17 protein-coding genes are annotated in these 14,443 nt (G+C 48.3%); 14 read left to right on the top strand and 3 right to left on the bottom strand.

Annotation, left to right across the window (positions count from 1 at the left end; genetic code table 11):
- Positions 1-10: 10 nt before the first annotated feature.
- From KNO92_RS13925 to KNO92_RS13950, 6 genes are read left to right on the top strand one after another with little or no spacing between them, the layout of a single operon-like run.
- Positions 11-1,132, top strand: coding sequence for a Glu/Leu/Phe/Val family dehydrogenase (locus KNO92_RS13925; RefSeq protein WP_214692928.1), 1,122 nt, complete (start codon positions 11-13; stop codon positions 1,130-1,132).
- 1 nt (position 1,133) lies between these two features.
- Complete coding sequence (buk, locus tag KNO92_RS13930; protein WP_214692926.1) at positions 1,134-2,225, top strand: butyrate kinase; 1,092 nt, start codon at positions 1,134-1,136, stop codon at positions 2,223-2,225.
- A complete protein-coding gene (gene lpdA / locus KNO92_RS13935; RefSeq protein WP_214761802.1) occupies positions 2,209-3,618 on the top strand; it encodes a dihydrolipoyl dehydrogenase in 1,410 nt (469 codons plus the stop codon). The genes buk and lpdA overlap by 17 nt, the downstream gene beginning before the upstream one ends.
- 12 nt (positions 3,619-3,630) lie before the next feature.
- Positions 3,631-4,638 (top strand): thiamine pyrophosphate-dependent dehydrogenase E1 component subunit alpha, encoded by a 1,008-nt coding sequence (locus tag KNO92_RS13940; protein WP_374193974.1) that lies wholly within the window; start codon positions 3,631-3,633, stop codon positions 4,636-4,638.
- Positions 4,638-5,615: an alpha-ketoacid dehydrogenase subunit beta gene (locus KNO92_RS13945; protein WP_012726557.1), complete on the top strand. Its 978-nt coding sequence runs from the start codon at positions 4,638-4,640 to the stop codon at positions 5,613-5,615. The genes KNO92_RS13940 and KNO92_RS13945 overlap by 1 nt, the downstream gene beginning before the upstream one ends.
- A gap of 12 nt (positions 5,616-5,627) precedes the next feature.
- Positions 5,628-6,947, top strand: coding sequence for a dihydrolipoamide acetyltransferase family protein (locus tag KNO92_RS13950; RefSeq protein ID WP_251125248.1), 1,320 nt, complete (start codon positions 5,628-5,630; stop codon positions 6,945-6,947).
- Between the two features lie 38 nt (positions 6,948-6,985).
- Here KNO92_RS13950 and KNO92_RS13955 read toward each other — a convergent pair whose 3' ends face one another.
- The 3 genes from KNO92_RS13955 to KNO92_RS13965 form a co-directional block, all read right to left on the bottom strand.
- On the bottom strand, positions 6,986-7,204 hold the full coding sequence (locus tag KNO92_RS13955) for a hypothetical protein (RefSeq protein WP_214692922.1): 219 nt from the start codon (positions 7,202-7,204) through the stop codon (positions 6,986-6,988).
- 16 nt (positions 7,205-7,220) lie between these two features.
- On the bottom strand, positions 7,221-7,601 hold the full coding sequence (locus KNO92_RS13960; RefSeq protein WP_214692920.1) for a hypothetical protein: 381 nt from the start codon (positions 7,599-7,601) through the stop codon (positions 7,221-7,223).
- 118 nt (positions 7,602-7,719) lie between these two features.
- Entirely contained in the window at positions 7,720-8,493 is a 774-nt protein-coding gene (locus KNO92_RS13965) for a sporulation protein (protein WP_214692914.1), read from the bottom strand.
- A 99-nt stretch (positions 8,494-8,592) separates the two neighbouring features.
- Here KNO92_RS13965 and KNO92_RS13970 point away from each other — a divergent pair, with 99 nt between their 5' ends.
- The 8 genes from KNO92_RS13970 (at position 8,593) to KNO92_RS14005 (ending at position 14,335) form a co-directional block, all read left to right on the top strand.
- The gene (locus tag KNO92_RS13970; RefSeq protein WP_214761804.1) at positions 8,593-9,777 is read left to right on the top strand and encodes a class I SAM-dependent methyltransferase; all 1,185 of its coding nucleotides are present in this window, start codon (positions 8,593-8,595) and stop codon (positions 9,775-9,777) included.
- 35 nt (positions 9,778-9,812) lie between these two features.
- Positions 9,813-10,241, top strand: coding sequence for a BrxA/BrxB family bacilliredoxin (locus tag KNO92_RS13975; RefSeq protein ID WP_012726551.1), 429 nt, complete (start codon positions 9,813-9,815; stop codon positions 10,239-10,241).
- Between the two features lie 56 nt (positions 10,242-10,297).
- Positions 10,298-10,639 (top strand): DUF952 domain-containing protein, encoded by a 342-nt coding sequence (locus KNO92_RS13980; protein WP_214692910.1) that lies wholly within the window; start codon positions 10,298-10,300, stop codon positions 10,637-10,639.
- Between the two features lie 182 nt (positions 10,640-10,821).
- Positions 10,822-11,613, top strand: a complete 792-nt coding sequence (locus tag KNO92_RS13985) for a transporter substrate-binding domain-containing protein (RefSeq protein ID WP_214692908.1) — start codon at positions 10,822-10,824, stop codon at positions 11,611-11,613.
- Positions 11,614-11,673: 60 nt separating this feature from the next.
- Entirely contained in the window at positions 11,674-12,333 is a 660-nt protein-coding gene (locus tag KNO92_RS13990) for an amino acid ABC transporter permease (protein ID WP_012726548.1), read from the top strand.
- Positions 12,330-13,052, top strand: a complete 723-nt coding sequence (locus tag KNO92_RS13995) for an amino acid ABC transporter ATP-binding protein (protein WP_214692901.1) — start codon at positions 12,330-12,332, stop codon at positions 13,050-13,052. The genes KNO92_RS13990 and KNO92_RS13995 overlap by 4 nt, the downstream gene beginning before the upstream one ends.
- 30 nt (positions 13,053-13,082) lie before the next feature.
- The gene (locus KNO92_RS14000; RefSeq protein ID WP_214692892.1) at positions 13,083-13,757 is read left to right on the top strand and encodes a metal-dependent hydrolase; all 675 of its coding nucleotides are present in this window, start codon (positions 13,083-13,085) and stop codon (positions 13,755-13,757) included.
- A gap of 2 nt (positions 13,758-13,759) precedes the next feature.
- Positions 13,760-14,335 (top strand): HD domain-containing protein, encoded by a 576-nt coding sequence (locus tag KNO92_RS14005; RefSeq protein ID WP_214692890.1) that lies wholly within the window; start codon positions 13,760-13,762, stop codon positions 14,333-14,335.
- Positions 14,336-14,443: the final 108 nt, after the last annotated feature.

Consider the following 14,443-nt stretch of genomic DNA (forward strand, 5'->3'; position numbering starts at 1 on the left):
GGAATTGATCATGATGGAAACAAACACAGAACCACGCTTCCGTATTTTTGATGTCTTACAATCTGAGGATTACGAACAAATCGTATTTTGCCAAGACCAAGCGTCTGGTCTAAAAGCAATCATTGCGATTCACGATACGACACTCGGTCCAGCACTCGGCGGACTTCGTATGTGGAATTATGAGTCAGAGCAAGAAGCACTCACAGACGTATTGCGTCTCGCAAAAGGAATGACTTATAAAAATGCTGCAGCCGGTCTCAATCTCGGTGGCGGGAAGGCTGTCATCATTGGGAATGCCAAGACGGACAAGTCAGAAGCTCTTTTCCGTGCATTCGGTCGTTACGTACAATCACTCAGCGGACGTTATATCACTGCTGAAGATGTGAATACGACGGTTGCTGACATGGACTTCATCCATATGGAGACAGATTACGTCACAGGAGTCAGCCCTGCGTTCGGTTCAAGTGGTAACCCATCGCCAGTAACGGCGTATGGTGTCTACCGCGGTATGAAAGCCGCTGCGAAATGGAAGTTCGGAACAGACTCACTCGCAGGGAAGACGGTTGCCGTGCAAGGTGTCGGTAACGTAGCCTACAACCTATGTCGTCACCTCCACGAAGAAGGCGCGCATTTGATTGTGACAGACATCAACGAAGAAGCGCTCAAACGTGCAGAAGCAGACTTTGGTGCGACGGTCGTCAAACCAGATGAGATTTATGCAGTCGAGTGTGACATTTTCGCTCCATGTGCACTCGGTGCAGTCATCAACGACCAAACGATTCCACAATTGAAAGCTCAAATCGTTGCGGGTGCCGCAAACAACCAATTGGCGGAAGATCGTCACGGGGATGTGCTTGACGAGAACGGGATCCTCTACGCGCCAGACTTTGTTATCAACGCCGGTGGTGTCATCAACGTCGCGGACGAACTTGAAGGTTACAACCGTGAACGGGCAATGAAGAAAGTCGAACTCATCTATGACAACATGATGCGTGTCTTTGAAATCGCGGAGCGTGATGGAGTACCGACGCACGTGGCGGCTGACAAGATGGCCGAAGAACGGATTCACATGATGGCACGTTCACGTAGCCAGTTCCTTAAAGTTGAAAAAAGTATTCTAGGGAGACGCTAAGATGACAAAACGGCTAATTCTTGCGATCAACCCAGGGTCGACCTCGACAAAAGTTGGATTGTTTGATGGGAAGGAAGAAGTGATGACACGTACGGTCCGCCATGAGATTGACGTGACCGGTCTCAGCCTTCCTGAGCAGTTACCTCATCGTGAGCAAGAAGTGCGTGCCTTGTTAGAAGAGACTGGCATCGCGGTCAACGATTTGACCGCGATTGTCGGTCGTGGTGGTTTGCTTGCACCGATGACATCAGGAACGTATACCGTCAATGATTTGATGCGAGAGGACTTGACGAGCGGAAGATTCGGAATGCATGCGTCCAACCTCGGTGGATTGATTGCATCCAAAATAGGAGAGATTGAAGGAATTCCAAGTTTCATCGTTGACCCTGTCGTTGTCGATGAGATGCATGAGTTGGCAAGAAAGACCGGAATGGCCGACATCAATCGCCGTAGTATTTTTCATGCCCTGAATCAAAAAGCCGTCGCCAAACGCTTTGCAACCGAAAATGGAAGCGATTACAATGAGCTGAATTTGATTGTCGCTCACTTGGGCGGAGGGATTACAGTCGGTGCGCATCAGCATGGACGCGTCATCGATGTGAATAATGGACTCGACGGTGATGGACCACTTGCTCCAGAACGGGCAGGCTCAATTCCTGTTGGACAGGTGGTAGAACTATGTTATAGTACCAGGTATAAAGAATCGGAAATGAAAAAGAAAATTGTCGGTCAAGGTGGGTTGTTCGCACACCTCGGTACATTCGATGCGATTGAGATTGAGCAACGGATGGAATCGGGAGATGATGAGGCGAGACTCCTTTATGAGACGATGGCTTATCGTGTCGCACAAGAAATTTCAAAACATGGTGCGACGCTCAGTGGTCGAGTGGATGCCATCTTATTGACAGGTGGAATCGCTTATTCTGACTGGCTGACTGACAAGATTAAAGAGCGTGTCGCATTCCTCGCACCGGTATACGTTTATCCAGGTGAAGATGAATTGAAAGCCTTGGCAGAAGGTGCACTTCGCGTCATCGAGAAGGAAGAGACCGCAAGAGAATATGAGGGGGATACACATGGCACGAGAATTTGATGTTGTCGTCATTGGTGGAGGACCAGGAGGATATGTGGCTGCGATCAAGGCTGCACAGGCTGGTAAATCTGTCGCAATCGTCGAGGCGAGAAAATTAGGCGGCACCTGCTTACATAGAGGTTGCATCCCTACGAAAGCTCTTCTAAAAGCTGCCCATGTCTATCAAACGGCGAAACAGGGGGCAACGTACGGCGTAGAAACGGGAAGTGTGACGTTCAACATGGAACGAGCCCAAACGTATAAACGTGATCTTGTGGCTGGTCTTGAAAAAGGAATCGAGCACTTGATGAAACAAGGAAAAATTGAAGTGTTTCACGGAAAAGCCTCGATCCTTGGACCAAGTATCTTCTCGCCACAACCTGGGACCGTATCCGTTGAAGATGAAAGCGGTGAGTCAGAACTCATCTTGCCAAACCAATTGATTATCGCAACAGGTTCGATTCCGCGTGAACTTCCTGGATTGCCGTTCGATCACGAACGTATCTTAAACTCGGACGACCTCCTCAATTTTGAGACACTACCTGAATCGATTGCGATTGTCGGTGGTGGTGTCATCGGAGTCGAATGGGCGTCCATGCTCGTCGATTTAGATGTGAACGTGACGTTGATCGAAGTAGGAGATCGATTACTTCCACTTGAGGATAAGGCGGTCTCTCGCGAAGTAGAACGTCTACTGAAAAAACGTGGCGTACGTGTGAAGAAGAGCGTTACGGTCGACGCTGAACGAACATTGATTCACGAAAATGCAGTGGAGCTTGCTGTCGGGGAAGAGATGTTACAAGTAGACTGTGTCCTCGTCTCGGTTGGCCGAGTTGCCAACACGGAAGACTTAGGACTTCAAAACACTTCTATCGTCGTAGAAAATGGGATCATTCAAGTCGATAGTCAGTATCGGACGAAAGAACGTCATATCTTCGCAATCGGGGATTGCATCGGAAAATTACAACTCGCTCACGTCGCGTCTGCAGAAGGCGTGAAGGCGGTCGAAACGATTCTTGGACTTGAACCGATACCACTCGATTACGCGCTCATCCCACATTGTGTATATAGCGTTCCTGAAGTCGCTTCGGTCGGCTTGACGGAAGAGGCGGCAAAAGATGCCGGACATGATGTGAAGACGGGGATATATCGATTCAACGGACTCGGGAAAGCGCGGATTGAAGGACAAGCCGACGGATTCGTCAAACTCGTTTCGGACAAAGAAACAGATGACCTTCTCGGTGTTCATATCGTCGGACCGAAAGCGACTGAACTCATCACGGAAGGTGGACTCGCGCTCGTCTTGAACGCGACGGCTTGGGAGATGGGACAACTTGTGCACCCACACCCTGCATTGAGCGAAGCCTTCCAGGAAGCGGCACTTGCCGTCGATGGATTACCGATTCACGCCTAAGGAGGAACAAGGATGGAACAGATGACTGTAAACTCATATGAAGAGCTTGGTTTAACGAAACAAGATTTATTGGCGATGTACGAAACGATGGTACGTGCCCGTAAGATTGATGAACGGATGTGGAAGTTGAACCGCGCCGGGAAAATCCCATTCGTCGTCTCATGTCAAGGACAAGAAGCGGCGCAAGTCGGTGCGGCGTTCGCACTCGAAAAAGGAATCGACTACGTCTTGCCTTACTATCGTGATGTGGCAGTCGTCCTTCACTTCGGTCAAACATCAAGAGACTTGATGTTATCGGCATTTGCGAAAGCGGAAGACCCGAATTCGGGTGGTCGTCAGATGCCTGGTCACTTCGGCTCGAAAGAACATCGCATCGTGACGGGTTCATCTCCGGTTACGACACAAGTCCCTCATGCGGTCGGGATTGCACTTGCGGCGAAGATGAAAAAAGAAGAACTCGTCACCTTCGTCTCGTTCGGAGAAGGCTCTTCAAACCAAGGTGACTTCCACGAAGGCGCAAACTTTGCAGGTGTCCACAAGTTGCCAGTCATCTTGTTCTGTGAGAACAACAAGTATGCGATCTCGGTTCCGCTTACGAAACAGTTAGCATGTGAGCGCGTATCAGACCGTGCAAAAGGTTACGGCATGCCAGGTGTGACAGTCGACGGGACAGACCCGATCGCCGTCTATGCGGTCGTGAAGGAAGCGCGTGAACGTGCACTTCGCGGAGAAGGACCGACATTAATCGAAGCAGAAGTTGAACGTCTCGTGCCACACTCATCGGATGACGATGACAAAGCGTACCGTTCAGCTGAAGAATTGGCTGGATTAAAAGAGCGGGATGGCATTCAATTGTTCCGTCAACGACTTGTAAACGACGGAATCGCAACGGCGGAGACACTTGCTGAAATCGATGCACAAATCGATGCTGAAGTGAATGAAGCGACGACATATGCGGACAAAGCACCGTATGCATCGCCTGAATCTGCACTAGATTACGTCTATGAGGAGGAAAAATGATGAAAACGTTTATCGAAGCGATCAATGAAGCGATTCATGAGGAAATGGAGCGCGACGAAAACGTCTTCGTCGTCGGGGAAGACGTCGGCGTACGTGGTGGTGTATTCCGTGCCACGCAAGGGCTGATTGAGAAGTATGGTGAAGACCGTGTCATCGACGCACCGCTCGCTGAAAGTGCGATTGCCGGTGTAGGAGTCGGGGCTGCCATGTACGGCATGCGTCCGATTGCAGAAATGCAATTCGCAGACTTTATCATGCCAGCAGTGAACCAAATCGTATCGGAAGCGGCAAAAATTCGATACCGCTCAAACAACGATTGGACCTGTCCGATGGTCATCCGAGCTCCTTTCGGTGGTGGCATTCACGGGGCACTCTATCACTCGCAATCGGTCGAGGCGATGTTCAGTTCGACGCCAGGTCTAAAAGTCGTCATTCCATCTGACCCAGTCGATGCGAAGGGGTTGTTGAAAGCAGCAATCCGTTCGAACGACCCTGTTCTCTTCTTCGAGCATAAGCGCGCCTATCGTCTTTTGAAGGCAGACTTGCCGACGGACGAATACACGGTTGAAATCGGTAAGGCTGCGGTTAAACGGGAAGGTGACGATATCACGATCATCACATACGGTCTTTGCGTGCATATGGCACAAGAAGCAGCGAAAACGCTCGAAGAAGAAGGAATCAGCACGCACATCCTCGATCTTCGTACCGTCTACCCGCTCGACCAAGAAGCGATCATTGAATCGGTCAAGAAGACGGGTAAAGTGTTACTCGTGACGGAGGATAACAAAGAAGGAAGCATCATCGGAGAAGTGGCGGCGATTATCGCGGAGAAGGCGCTCTTCGAACTCGATGCGCCGATTGAACGCTTAGCAGGTCCTGATGTGCCGGCTATGCCGTATGCACCACCGATGGAAAAATTCTTTATCGTATCCCCAGAAAAAATTGCCGAGCGGGCGCGTCAGCTCGCGGCGTTTTAAGGAGGCATCTCCATGGAACAAACGATTACCATGCCCCAACTTGGGGAGAGTGTGACAGAAGGCACAATCACGACCTATCTCGTCAAACCGGGCGACCGTGTGGAAGAGTATGAACCACTCGCGGAAGTCATGACGGATAAAGTGACGGCCGAGATTCCGGCGACTAGTGCGGGAGTCGTCAAAGAGTTTCTCATTCCAGAAGGGGAGACTGTCAGCGTCGGGACCCCGGTATTGACGATGGAAGTTGAAAGTGCGGAGGAAGCTGTAGTTGAGACGAAGACCGAACCGATTGCAGAAACGACACCTGCAGAACCCGTCTCTAAGCAAGCGGTCGCCACTACTCCGAAAAAACAGAGTGGAAACGGTCGATACTCACCTGCTGTCATCCGACTCGCCAACGAGAATGATATCGATTTGAATGAACTGAGCGGAAGCGGTCTAGGCGGTCGGATCACGCGGAAAGATATTCTTCGTTACTTATCAGAAGGACGTCCGGCATCGACTCCTGAGAAAGCGACACAAGCACCTGTCCAAGAGACGATGGTACAAACAAAGATGGACGTTCCGACTGAAGCGCCACGTCCTGTCGTTGAACCGTCACAACCGGTCGCATCATCATCGACGTCATCTGGACGTTATGAATCGATTCCGACAGCCGGGGTACGTCAAGCGATTGCGAACAATATGGTCCGCTCGAAGCATGAGGCGCCACACGCATGGCTCATGATTGAAGTGGATGTGACGAACCTCGTTGAAGCCCGTGCGAAATTGAAAGACGAGTTCATGAAACGGGAAGGCGTCAAATTGACGTTCATGCCGTTCTTCATGAAGGCTGCCATCGAAGCATTGAAGAAGTATCCGATGATGAACTCGGAGTGGGCAGGAGATCACATCAAAGTTCACCAAGACATCCATCTCTCGGTAGCCGTCGCGGCAAACGACGCCCTTTACGTACCGGTCATTCGCCAAGCGGATGAGAAGAACATCAAAGGTCTCGCCGTGGCCCTTCAAGACGTGGCAACGCGAGCGCGTGAGAACCGTTTGAAGGCAGAAGAGATGCGTGGTGGGACGTTCACCATCAACAACACAGGTGCATTTGGTTCGATCCAATCGGCACCGATTTTGAACTACCCACAAGCGGCAATCCTCTCAGTCGAGTCGATCGTGAAGCGTCCGGTATGGATGAATGGAATGTTTGCGGCACGCGATATGGTCAACCTTTGTATGTCGGTCGACCACCGTGTCCTCGACGGTCTCGTCGCAGGTCAGTTCTTGCAAGCAATCAAACAATCGCTCGAGTCGATCGACCCGAACACATATACCGTATATTGAAAAAAATGGAGGCGCTCCCAGTGGGGCGCCTCCATTTTTCATGAGTTATAGCCAAGGAATACCGTGAAGACGAAGCTTGAGGCTGAGATCAGTAAGAGAAGGAACGACAAGGACATGCCTATTGTGACGAGTCGCTTAGAGAGTCGTTGTTTGGATTTATAGAGTGAAAATGCAAACACGAGACTGAATAGGCCGAGCGTCGCGAATAGTGTAAGTGGGATTATTGCTCGGTCTTGGAGTAACTGAAGTAAATCCAACGTTGAATCATCCTTTCTAATCAAGGGCATTCTGAAATCGTCGTTGATGGACACGGTACGTCAATCTGCTGATCACGACGAACAGGAGCAGGAACATCCAGTATATGAAGACATAGTTTAATGAAAATGCAGAGACCCCATCATGTCTGACCGAAGAAATCCAAAGCAAAAGGAGTGAGGCAGGGAAATGAATCAATAGTACAAGATAGGGCATGAACTTCATGAAGGATAAGGCGTTTGACGACGGATTGCGCATGAGACGCATGGCAATCAAACCAATCAACACTTCGAGCCCACCAAGCGTGAAGAAAGCGAGTGAATCAGAAAGACTAGTCTCTAGAATCGGTAAGGCAAGCGTTGCAAGACCGAAACTCCCAATCATTATTAAAGCAAACAAGATGTAGTCACCTCCAGAAAAGGGTTGATTCCATATGTTGATTGTAAAATAATGGATTATCAAATTCAATACCTCAGAAAAACACGCCATTCATAGAAATGGCGTGTCAGTGAGTTCCTCAAATCGATTGTTCAATCATCGATTCGATGTCGCGACGGACTTCGGCAACTGATAAACGCGCGACGTCATATCGCACACGATGTGTCGACTCGTCCGTTCCCGTCAAATCAGCGAAGAGACTACCGAAATCGTGGACACTGCGGTCGACTTGTATGAGTAATTCAATCGAATCCTCTTCTTGTAAGATGACGACTTCGACTTCATCTAACTGACGCCCTAAACGTGAGCCGTTCGCTGAATATTCGAGTTCTTGTGCAATCGGAAGACGACCTGAACGATGGCGTGCCGGGAGCATCTCTGTGTCGGCTTTCTTGAGACGGAAACCGAGTTCGTCCATCGCGTCTAAAATGACTTGTTGTGCAGCGTTTGGTTGAACGGTAATCGCATCTTCATCTTTTGGGTCGACGGCTTGGGCGATATCAAGCCCGGTCTCAATCCATGATTTTGATTGGCTGACAGAGAGTGGGGTATTGAACGGGACGTTGACCGTGAACGGAATCTCTTTCACTTCTCCAGGTCCGATCATAAATGGAGCCTCATTCAATAAAATCTTTTCAATCGTAAACGTCGAGTATGTCGACTTGTCGTTAACTTCGTGTTTATACAGCGTGTTGAAGAAAAGATAGATGCTATCGACCGACTGTTCGACTGAACCTCCTTCTACATGGACTACTCCATTGAGTTCACCACCGGGTGTACAATGGCTTTCATTCAAACGTGTGTCGACTTTTGCGGCACCGATTCCGATTGATGATAAAATCTTTTTAAACATATGTGTATCCTCCTTTGACGTAACGTCGTCTTCGTGTAATAGTATGTACGGACAGGTGAAACGATATGTTTCAAAATTTCTAAAAAAGGATTGAATCCATTGGAATATAAAGCGTTACAAGAACGTCTCGAAGACGTGATCCAATCAAATCATCTCGTGTCGGCGACAATCAGTCAACCCCGTCAAAAATCAAGTGATCTCAGACGCGTCAAATTGAAACCGGTCATGCTTCGGAATGCATACCACATCCAGTTCGAATATCAGTACGAACGGGTGATGAACCATAAAAACTTACCACCGGATGAGGCTGTAAAAGAATTGTTCGACCTTCTTGAAACGTTCAGACAGGGGCAATTTCAATTAAAAGAGTCTGACCTTCAATTTCAGTTATCCAAAAAATTTAAAGTGACCTATAAAGAGAGACAGACAGCTCAAAAAGAAATTCAGTTGAGCCACAATCGGGAAAAACAATATGTGCTACCACTTGACGAACCAGTCCCATTCTTAATTCGACTCGGCATTCAGTCGAGTGATGGGAAAGTGAAGCGTCAAAAGTATGACAAGTTTAAACAAATCAACCGCTTCCTTGAGTTCATTGAGGACTCGCTTAAACACTTGCCGACAGACCGTACCGTCCGAATCTTGGATTTCGGTTCAGGGAAGTCGTATTTGACGTTCGCGCTCTATCACTTTTTACACGAGATGAAAGGATATGATGTTCATATCACAGGTCTCGATTTGAAAAAAGAAGTCATCGAAGAATGTGCATCGATTGCGAAAGACTTAGGATATGAGCGACTTGAGTTCTTAGTTGGAGACATCAATGAATATGAAGGGGAGACAGCTGTCGATATGGTCGTGACGCTTCATGCATGTGACGTGGCGACCGACATGGCATTGGCCCGTGCCGTCCGCTGGGGGGCGAAAGTCATCTTGAGTGTTCCTTGCTGTCAGAAGGAGTTAAATCGTCAACTTCAAGCACCGAATCTAGACGTGATGCTTCAGCATGGATTGATCAAAGAACGATTCGCTTCGCTGGCGACAGATTCGATTCGGGCTGAACTTCTTGGGCTTGTCGGTTATGAAGCTCAGTTACTGGAGTTCATCGACCTCGAGCATACACCGAAGAACATCATGATTCGTGCGTATTTGACGAATCGTAAAGCGAGTGCTGAGACGAAGGCGCGCTACCTCGCCTTTAAACAAATGTTACAGGCAGATCCGTTCTTAGAACGTGAATTGAGCGATAGACTTGTCCTCGAGGTAGAACAAGACGTAAAATAAGAGAGTATAGACGAAATGTCGAAAGGGGAAACAACATGGATTTTCAATTATATTTTCAAGATGTAGTCGAACAAGCGCGTAACGAAGTGCGTGCTGCAGGATACACAGAGCTCACGACACCGGAAGAAGTAGACGGGGCACTGAAAAAAGAAGGGAAGACACTTGTACTCGTTAACTCGGTATGTGGTTGTGCAGGCGGGATCGCTCGTCCGGCCGCTGCTTACGTAAACAAGATGGAAGGTGTAAAACCTGACCATTTCGTGACCGTGTTTGCAGGTCAAGACCGTGAAGCGACAGATCGTGCACGTGAGTATTTTGAAGGATATGCACCGTCTTCACCATCGATTGCCCTCCTCGAGGATGGAAACATCGTGACGATGGTAGAGCGTAGTGAAATCGAGTCGTCAACTGCGGAAGAACTTGTCGACCAATTACAAACATTGTTCGATATCTACTTCGCATAATCAAGCAACGGCGCAAAGGCATTGCCTTTGCGCTTTTGTGAAAAGGGGCAGTGTATATGGAACCAGTCATCAAAATTATGACGGAGGCAGAATATATGATTGCCCTGTCACGCGGTGAAATCAATGAACCGTCTCTTCAATCGGAAGGAACGATTAAATGTTGTACGCCGCAACAGATTGGAAAGGTCGTCAAAGCGTCGTATGCGGGAGAAGCGGTCGTTCTCGTCTCCCTTTACGTCAATCGTCTTGGGCAACTGTTACATTATGAGTTAGATGAGGACGGGGAACGTTATCCGCACGTGTATAGTGCCATCCCAATGTCATCCGTCAAACAGGTCCAACCATATGGGTCTCGCGACAACGGAACGGTCACATATTTCGCTTTCGAGCGGATGTGACCTTCTTTTTTTGTATAAATTGCATGAATATACTTTACAAGTAATAATTATGTGTATATAGTGGTTGGAGACACAAGTCGGACAACTGATGTGTCATAGAACAGTTGAGTTACGTTCACACATATGTCATAATTTTGTTAAAGTTCTGATAATTATCATTCAATTACGAAAGGGAGATGAAGATGAAAAAAGGTTTTCTAGCATTATGTTTAGCAGGACTGGCCGCGTTCTCAGTCGCATGTGGAGCAGACGTGAACGAAGGAGGATCGACATCGACCGATGGTGAGGATGACAAAGTCATCGTCATGGGTACGAGTGCCGATTACTTCCCGTATGAATTCGTCGACACAGCGAATGGCGACGAGATCGTCGGATTTGATATCGACATCGCCAAAAAAGTGGCAGAAAACATGGGATATGAGTTGAAAATTGAAGATATGGATTTCGGAAGCTTGCTCGGAGCCCTAAACGCGGGTCGTGTCGACTTCGTCATGGCTGGTATGACACCGACAGAAGAACGTAAAGAAAATGCCGATTTCTCGGATATCTATTTCACAGCGGTGAACTTGATCTTATCGAAAGATGATTCACTTCAATCACTTGAAGATTTGAAAGGCAAAAAGATTGGTGTCCAGCTTGGTTCGATTCAAGAAGGAATCGCACAGGATCAAATCGCAGACGCTGAAATCATTTCATTGAACAAGATTCCTGAGATCATCCAGGAAATCAAGACAGGACGTATTGACGCAATGGTCATCGAAGATACGGTCGCAAAGAAATACCTCGAGCAAGACAGCGAATTGACAACATTTGAAATCGTGGACGAAGAAGAAGCGGGCTCTGCTGCTGCCTTCCGTAAAGACGATGAACTCCGCGATCAATTCAACGAAGAGTTGAAGAAGATGATCGACAGTGGAGAAATCGAAGAGTTAGCACAAAAATGGTTTGAAGAAGAGGCTGCACCAGCCGAATAATGAATCGTACGAGGCTGACTGAAGATGAATCGGTCAGCCCTTTTTTAGGAGGAACTTACAATGGATTTTAGCCGGATTTATGATTCGATTCCTTACATACTTGAAGGGATTCCAGTCATGTTCCAAGTGGTCATCGTCTCGGCATTGATCGGGATTTCACTTGGTATTGTCGTTGCAACACTGAAAATCGTACCGAATCGTCTCATCAATTTTATTGGACATGCATACACGGCTGTATTCCGTGGGACACCACTCATCTTGCAACTTGCCATCATTCACTTCGGGTTGCCACAATTGACTGGCTATATCACGACGCCATATCAATCGGCAGTCATCGCCTTTTCATTGAACTCAGGGGCGTATATTTCAGAGATTATTCGTGCTGGTATTCAAGCGGTCGATAAAGGCCAATGGGAAGCATCTGATGCTTTAGGTGTCCCATACGTCAAACAATTACGTTCAATCATCTTGCCGCAGGCGTTCAAGAATATCTTGCCCGCCCTCGTCAACGAGATGATTACATTGACGAAAGAGTCGGCACTCGTCTCGACGGTCGGCGTACTCGACATTATGCGCCGGGCACAGATTGTCGGTGGGCAGAAGGCAATCTACTTCGAACCGCTTCTATTCGCCGGTGTGATATACTTTACGATAGTGATGATCTTGACGTATCTTGGACAACGTCTAGAAAAACGGTTAAGAAAGAGTGATGGAAGATGATCGAAGTTAAAGACCTACACAAACAATTTGGTGACTTAGAAGTATTGAAGGGAATCACGACGACGATTGAACGTGGTGAAGTGGTCGCCGTCATCGGACCGTCTGGGTCTGGTAAATCGACATTTCTGCGTTGCTTGAACATGCTAGAAATCCCGACGAGCGGGACGGTCAGTGTGGATGGATTCGAACTTACGAAAAAAGGGGCAAACGTCGCGAAGGCTCGCCAAAATATCGGGATGGTGTTCCAACAGTTCAACCTCTTCCCGCATATGAGCGTAATGGACAATTTGACGTATGCACCGGTCAATGTTTTGAAAGTCAGTAAGGCTGAAGCTCTTGAACGTGCGAAAAAACTGCTCGAACGTGTCGGCCTCTCTGAGAAAATCGACGCCTACCCGAGCCAATTATCAGGTGGACAAAAACAACGTGTCGCGATCGCACGTGCTTTGGCGATGGAACCGAACGTCATGCTATTCGATGAGCCGACATCGGCACTTGACCCTGAGATGGTCAACGAGGTACTCGATGTCATGAAAGGATTGGCTGAGACAGGAATGACGATGGTCGTCGTCACACACGAAATGGGCTTTGCTCGTGAAGTGGCAGACCGTGTCCTCTTCCTTGATGAAGGAATTCTGATGGAAGAAGGAAAACCGGCCGACTTGTTGTTGAACCCGCAGACAGACCGCGCGAAACGATTCTTAGAAAAAGTGTTGTAATCTGAACTTACGAAGGAAGGATGAATGCACATGAAAATCACTTATTATGGACACGCGACAGTAGGATTTGAGATCGATGGCGTTAACGTGTTGATTGATCCATTTTTGACGAGTAACCCTCATACGGAAGTAGACCCTTCCACGTTACGCCCAGACTATTTGTTGCTTACCCATGCTCACTTTGATCATATCGAAGATGTCGAATTGATCGCGAAAGAGACGGGTGCGACGATTGTGGCGACGCATGAGCTCGCGACCTATTATGAGAAGAAAGGATTTTCTGTACACGGAATGAACATCGGTGGCGGACACGCTTTCCCGTTCGGACGTGTCACGATGACACAAGCCTTCCATAGTTCGAGTTTCGATATGGGCGACACACCGATCTATATGGGGATGCCAGCCGGATTCATCATCGAGACGAATGAGCTGACGCTCTATCACGCTGGGGATACGAGCCTGTTCTCGGATATGAAAATGTACGGAGAACGTTTCGAAATCGATGTCGCATTCCTTCCAATCGGAGATAATTTTACGATGGGACCTGCAGATGCATTAGACGCGGCGCAGTGGCTCCAAGCCAAACGGGTCGTCCCAATCCACTTTAATACGTTCCCGCCGATCAAGCAGGACGCTCAGGCATTCTGTGACCAGTTACATCGTCGTGGTCTTTTGATTGAACCGAACACGACGATCGAGATTTAAGCGTGGATGTGATACAAGCGACGAAAACGTTCGTCGAACAGATTCATGCAGAAGACCATACAGGGCATGACACCGCTCATATTGAGCGCGTCGTCCGACTGGTGGAGCGTTTGATGAAGGATGAGCCTGTCGACGAGACAGTGCTCATCCTTGCTGCGTATTTACATGACGTGGAAGACCATAAGCTCGGTCGACCGAAGGGACTCGTCAAACAACATTTGACTTCTCTAGAAATCACTGAAGAGCAAGCAAACTTAGTGCTGACCTTAATCGATGAAGTGTCTTTCTCAAAAGGGATTCAGCCTACGACTCGCGAAAGTGAAATTTTGCAGGACGCCGATCGTCTTGATGCCATCGGGGCCATTGGGATTGCGCGAACATTCCAATTCGCTGGTTCTCGCGGAACACCGCTCAATCTGTCGGAAGAAAGTGCGATACAACATTTTCAAGATAAACTGTTGAATCTGGCGTCTAGGATGCATACCGCTAAAGCGAAACAATTGGCGATGTCACGACATGCTTTTATGGAGCGCTTTTTGGTGCAGTTTCACGAAGAGTGGGATGGAGAAGACATATAAAAGGACGACCGAGACACATTGAACTGCTCCCCGTCAAGTAGACAGGGCAAATAATGAAAACCAAATTAGGCGGCTTGAGACCTGTATTCGACAGGGCTCAAGCCGTTT

Origin of the sequence: Exiguobacterium sp. s129, from assembly GCF_018617585.1 — a bacterium.
In the GTDB taxonomy this organism is placed as follows: Bacteria; Bacillota; Bacilli; order Exiguobacteriales; family Exiguobacteriaceae; genus Exiguobacterium; species Exiguobacterium aestuarii_A.

Bases quoted from the DNA above. Each gene is read 5' to 3' on its own strand.
- KNO92_RS13965 (WP_214692914.1), bottom strand. From the start codon at position 8,493: ATGTTTAAAAAGATTTTATCATCAATCGGAATCGGTGCCGCAAAAGTC.
- KNO92_RS14000 (WP_214692892.1), top strand. From the start codon at position 13,083: ATGAAAATCACTTATTATGGACACGCGACAGTAGGATTTGAGATCGAT.
- KNO92_RS13985 (WP_214692908.1), top strand. From the start codon at position 10,822: ATGAAAAAAGGTTTTCTAGCATTATGTTTAGCAGGACTGGCCGCGTTC.
- KNO92_RS13950 (WP_251125248.1), top strand. From the start codon at position 5,628: ATGGAACAAACGATTACCATGCCCCAACTTGGGGAGAGTGTGACAGAA.
- lpdA (WP_214761802.1), top strand. From the start codon at position 2,209: ATGGCACGAGAATTTGATGTTGTCGTCATTGGTGGAGGACCAGGAGGA.
- KNO92_RS13990 (WP_012726548.1), top strand. From the start codon at position 11,674: ATGGATTTTAGCCGGATTTATGATTCGATTCCTTACATACTTGAAGGG.
- KNO92_RS13975 (WP_012726551.1), top strand. From the start codon at position 9,813: ATGGATTTTCAATTATATTTTCAAGATGTAGTCGAACAAGCGCGTAAC.
- buk (WP_214692926.1), top strand. From the start codon at position 1,134: ATGACAAAACGGCTAATTCTTGCGATCAACCCAGGGTCGACCTCGACA.
- KNO92_RS13940 (WP_374193974.1), top strand. From the start codon at position 3,631: ATGGAACAGATGACTGTAAACTCATATGAAGAGCTTGGTTTAACGAAA.
- KNO92_RS13925 (WP_214692928.1), top strand. From the start codon at position 11: ATGATGGAAACAAACACAGAACCACGCTTCCGTATTTTTGATGTCTTA.
- KNO92_RS13995 (WP_214692901.1), top strand. From the start codon at position 12,330: ATGATCGAAGTTAAAGACCTACACAAACAATTTGGTGACTTAGAAGTA.
- KNO92_RS13980 (WP_214692910.1), top strand. From the start codon at position 10,298: ATGGAACCAGTCATCAAAATTATGACGGAGGCAGAATATATGATTGCC.
- KNO92_RS13945 (WP_012726557.1), top strand. From the start codon at position 4,638: ATGAAAACGTTTATCGAAGCGATCAATGAAGCGATTCATGAGGAAATG.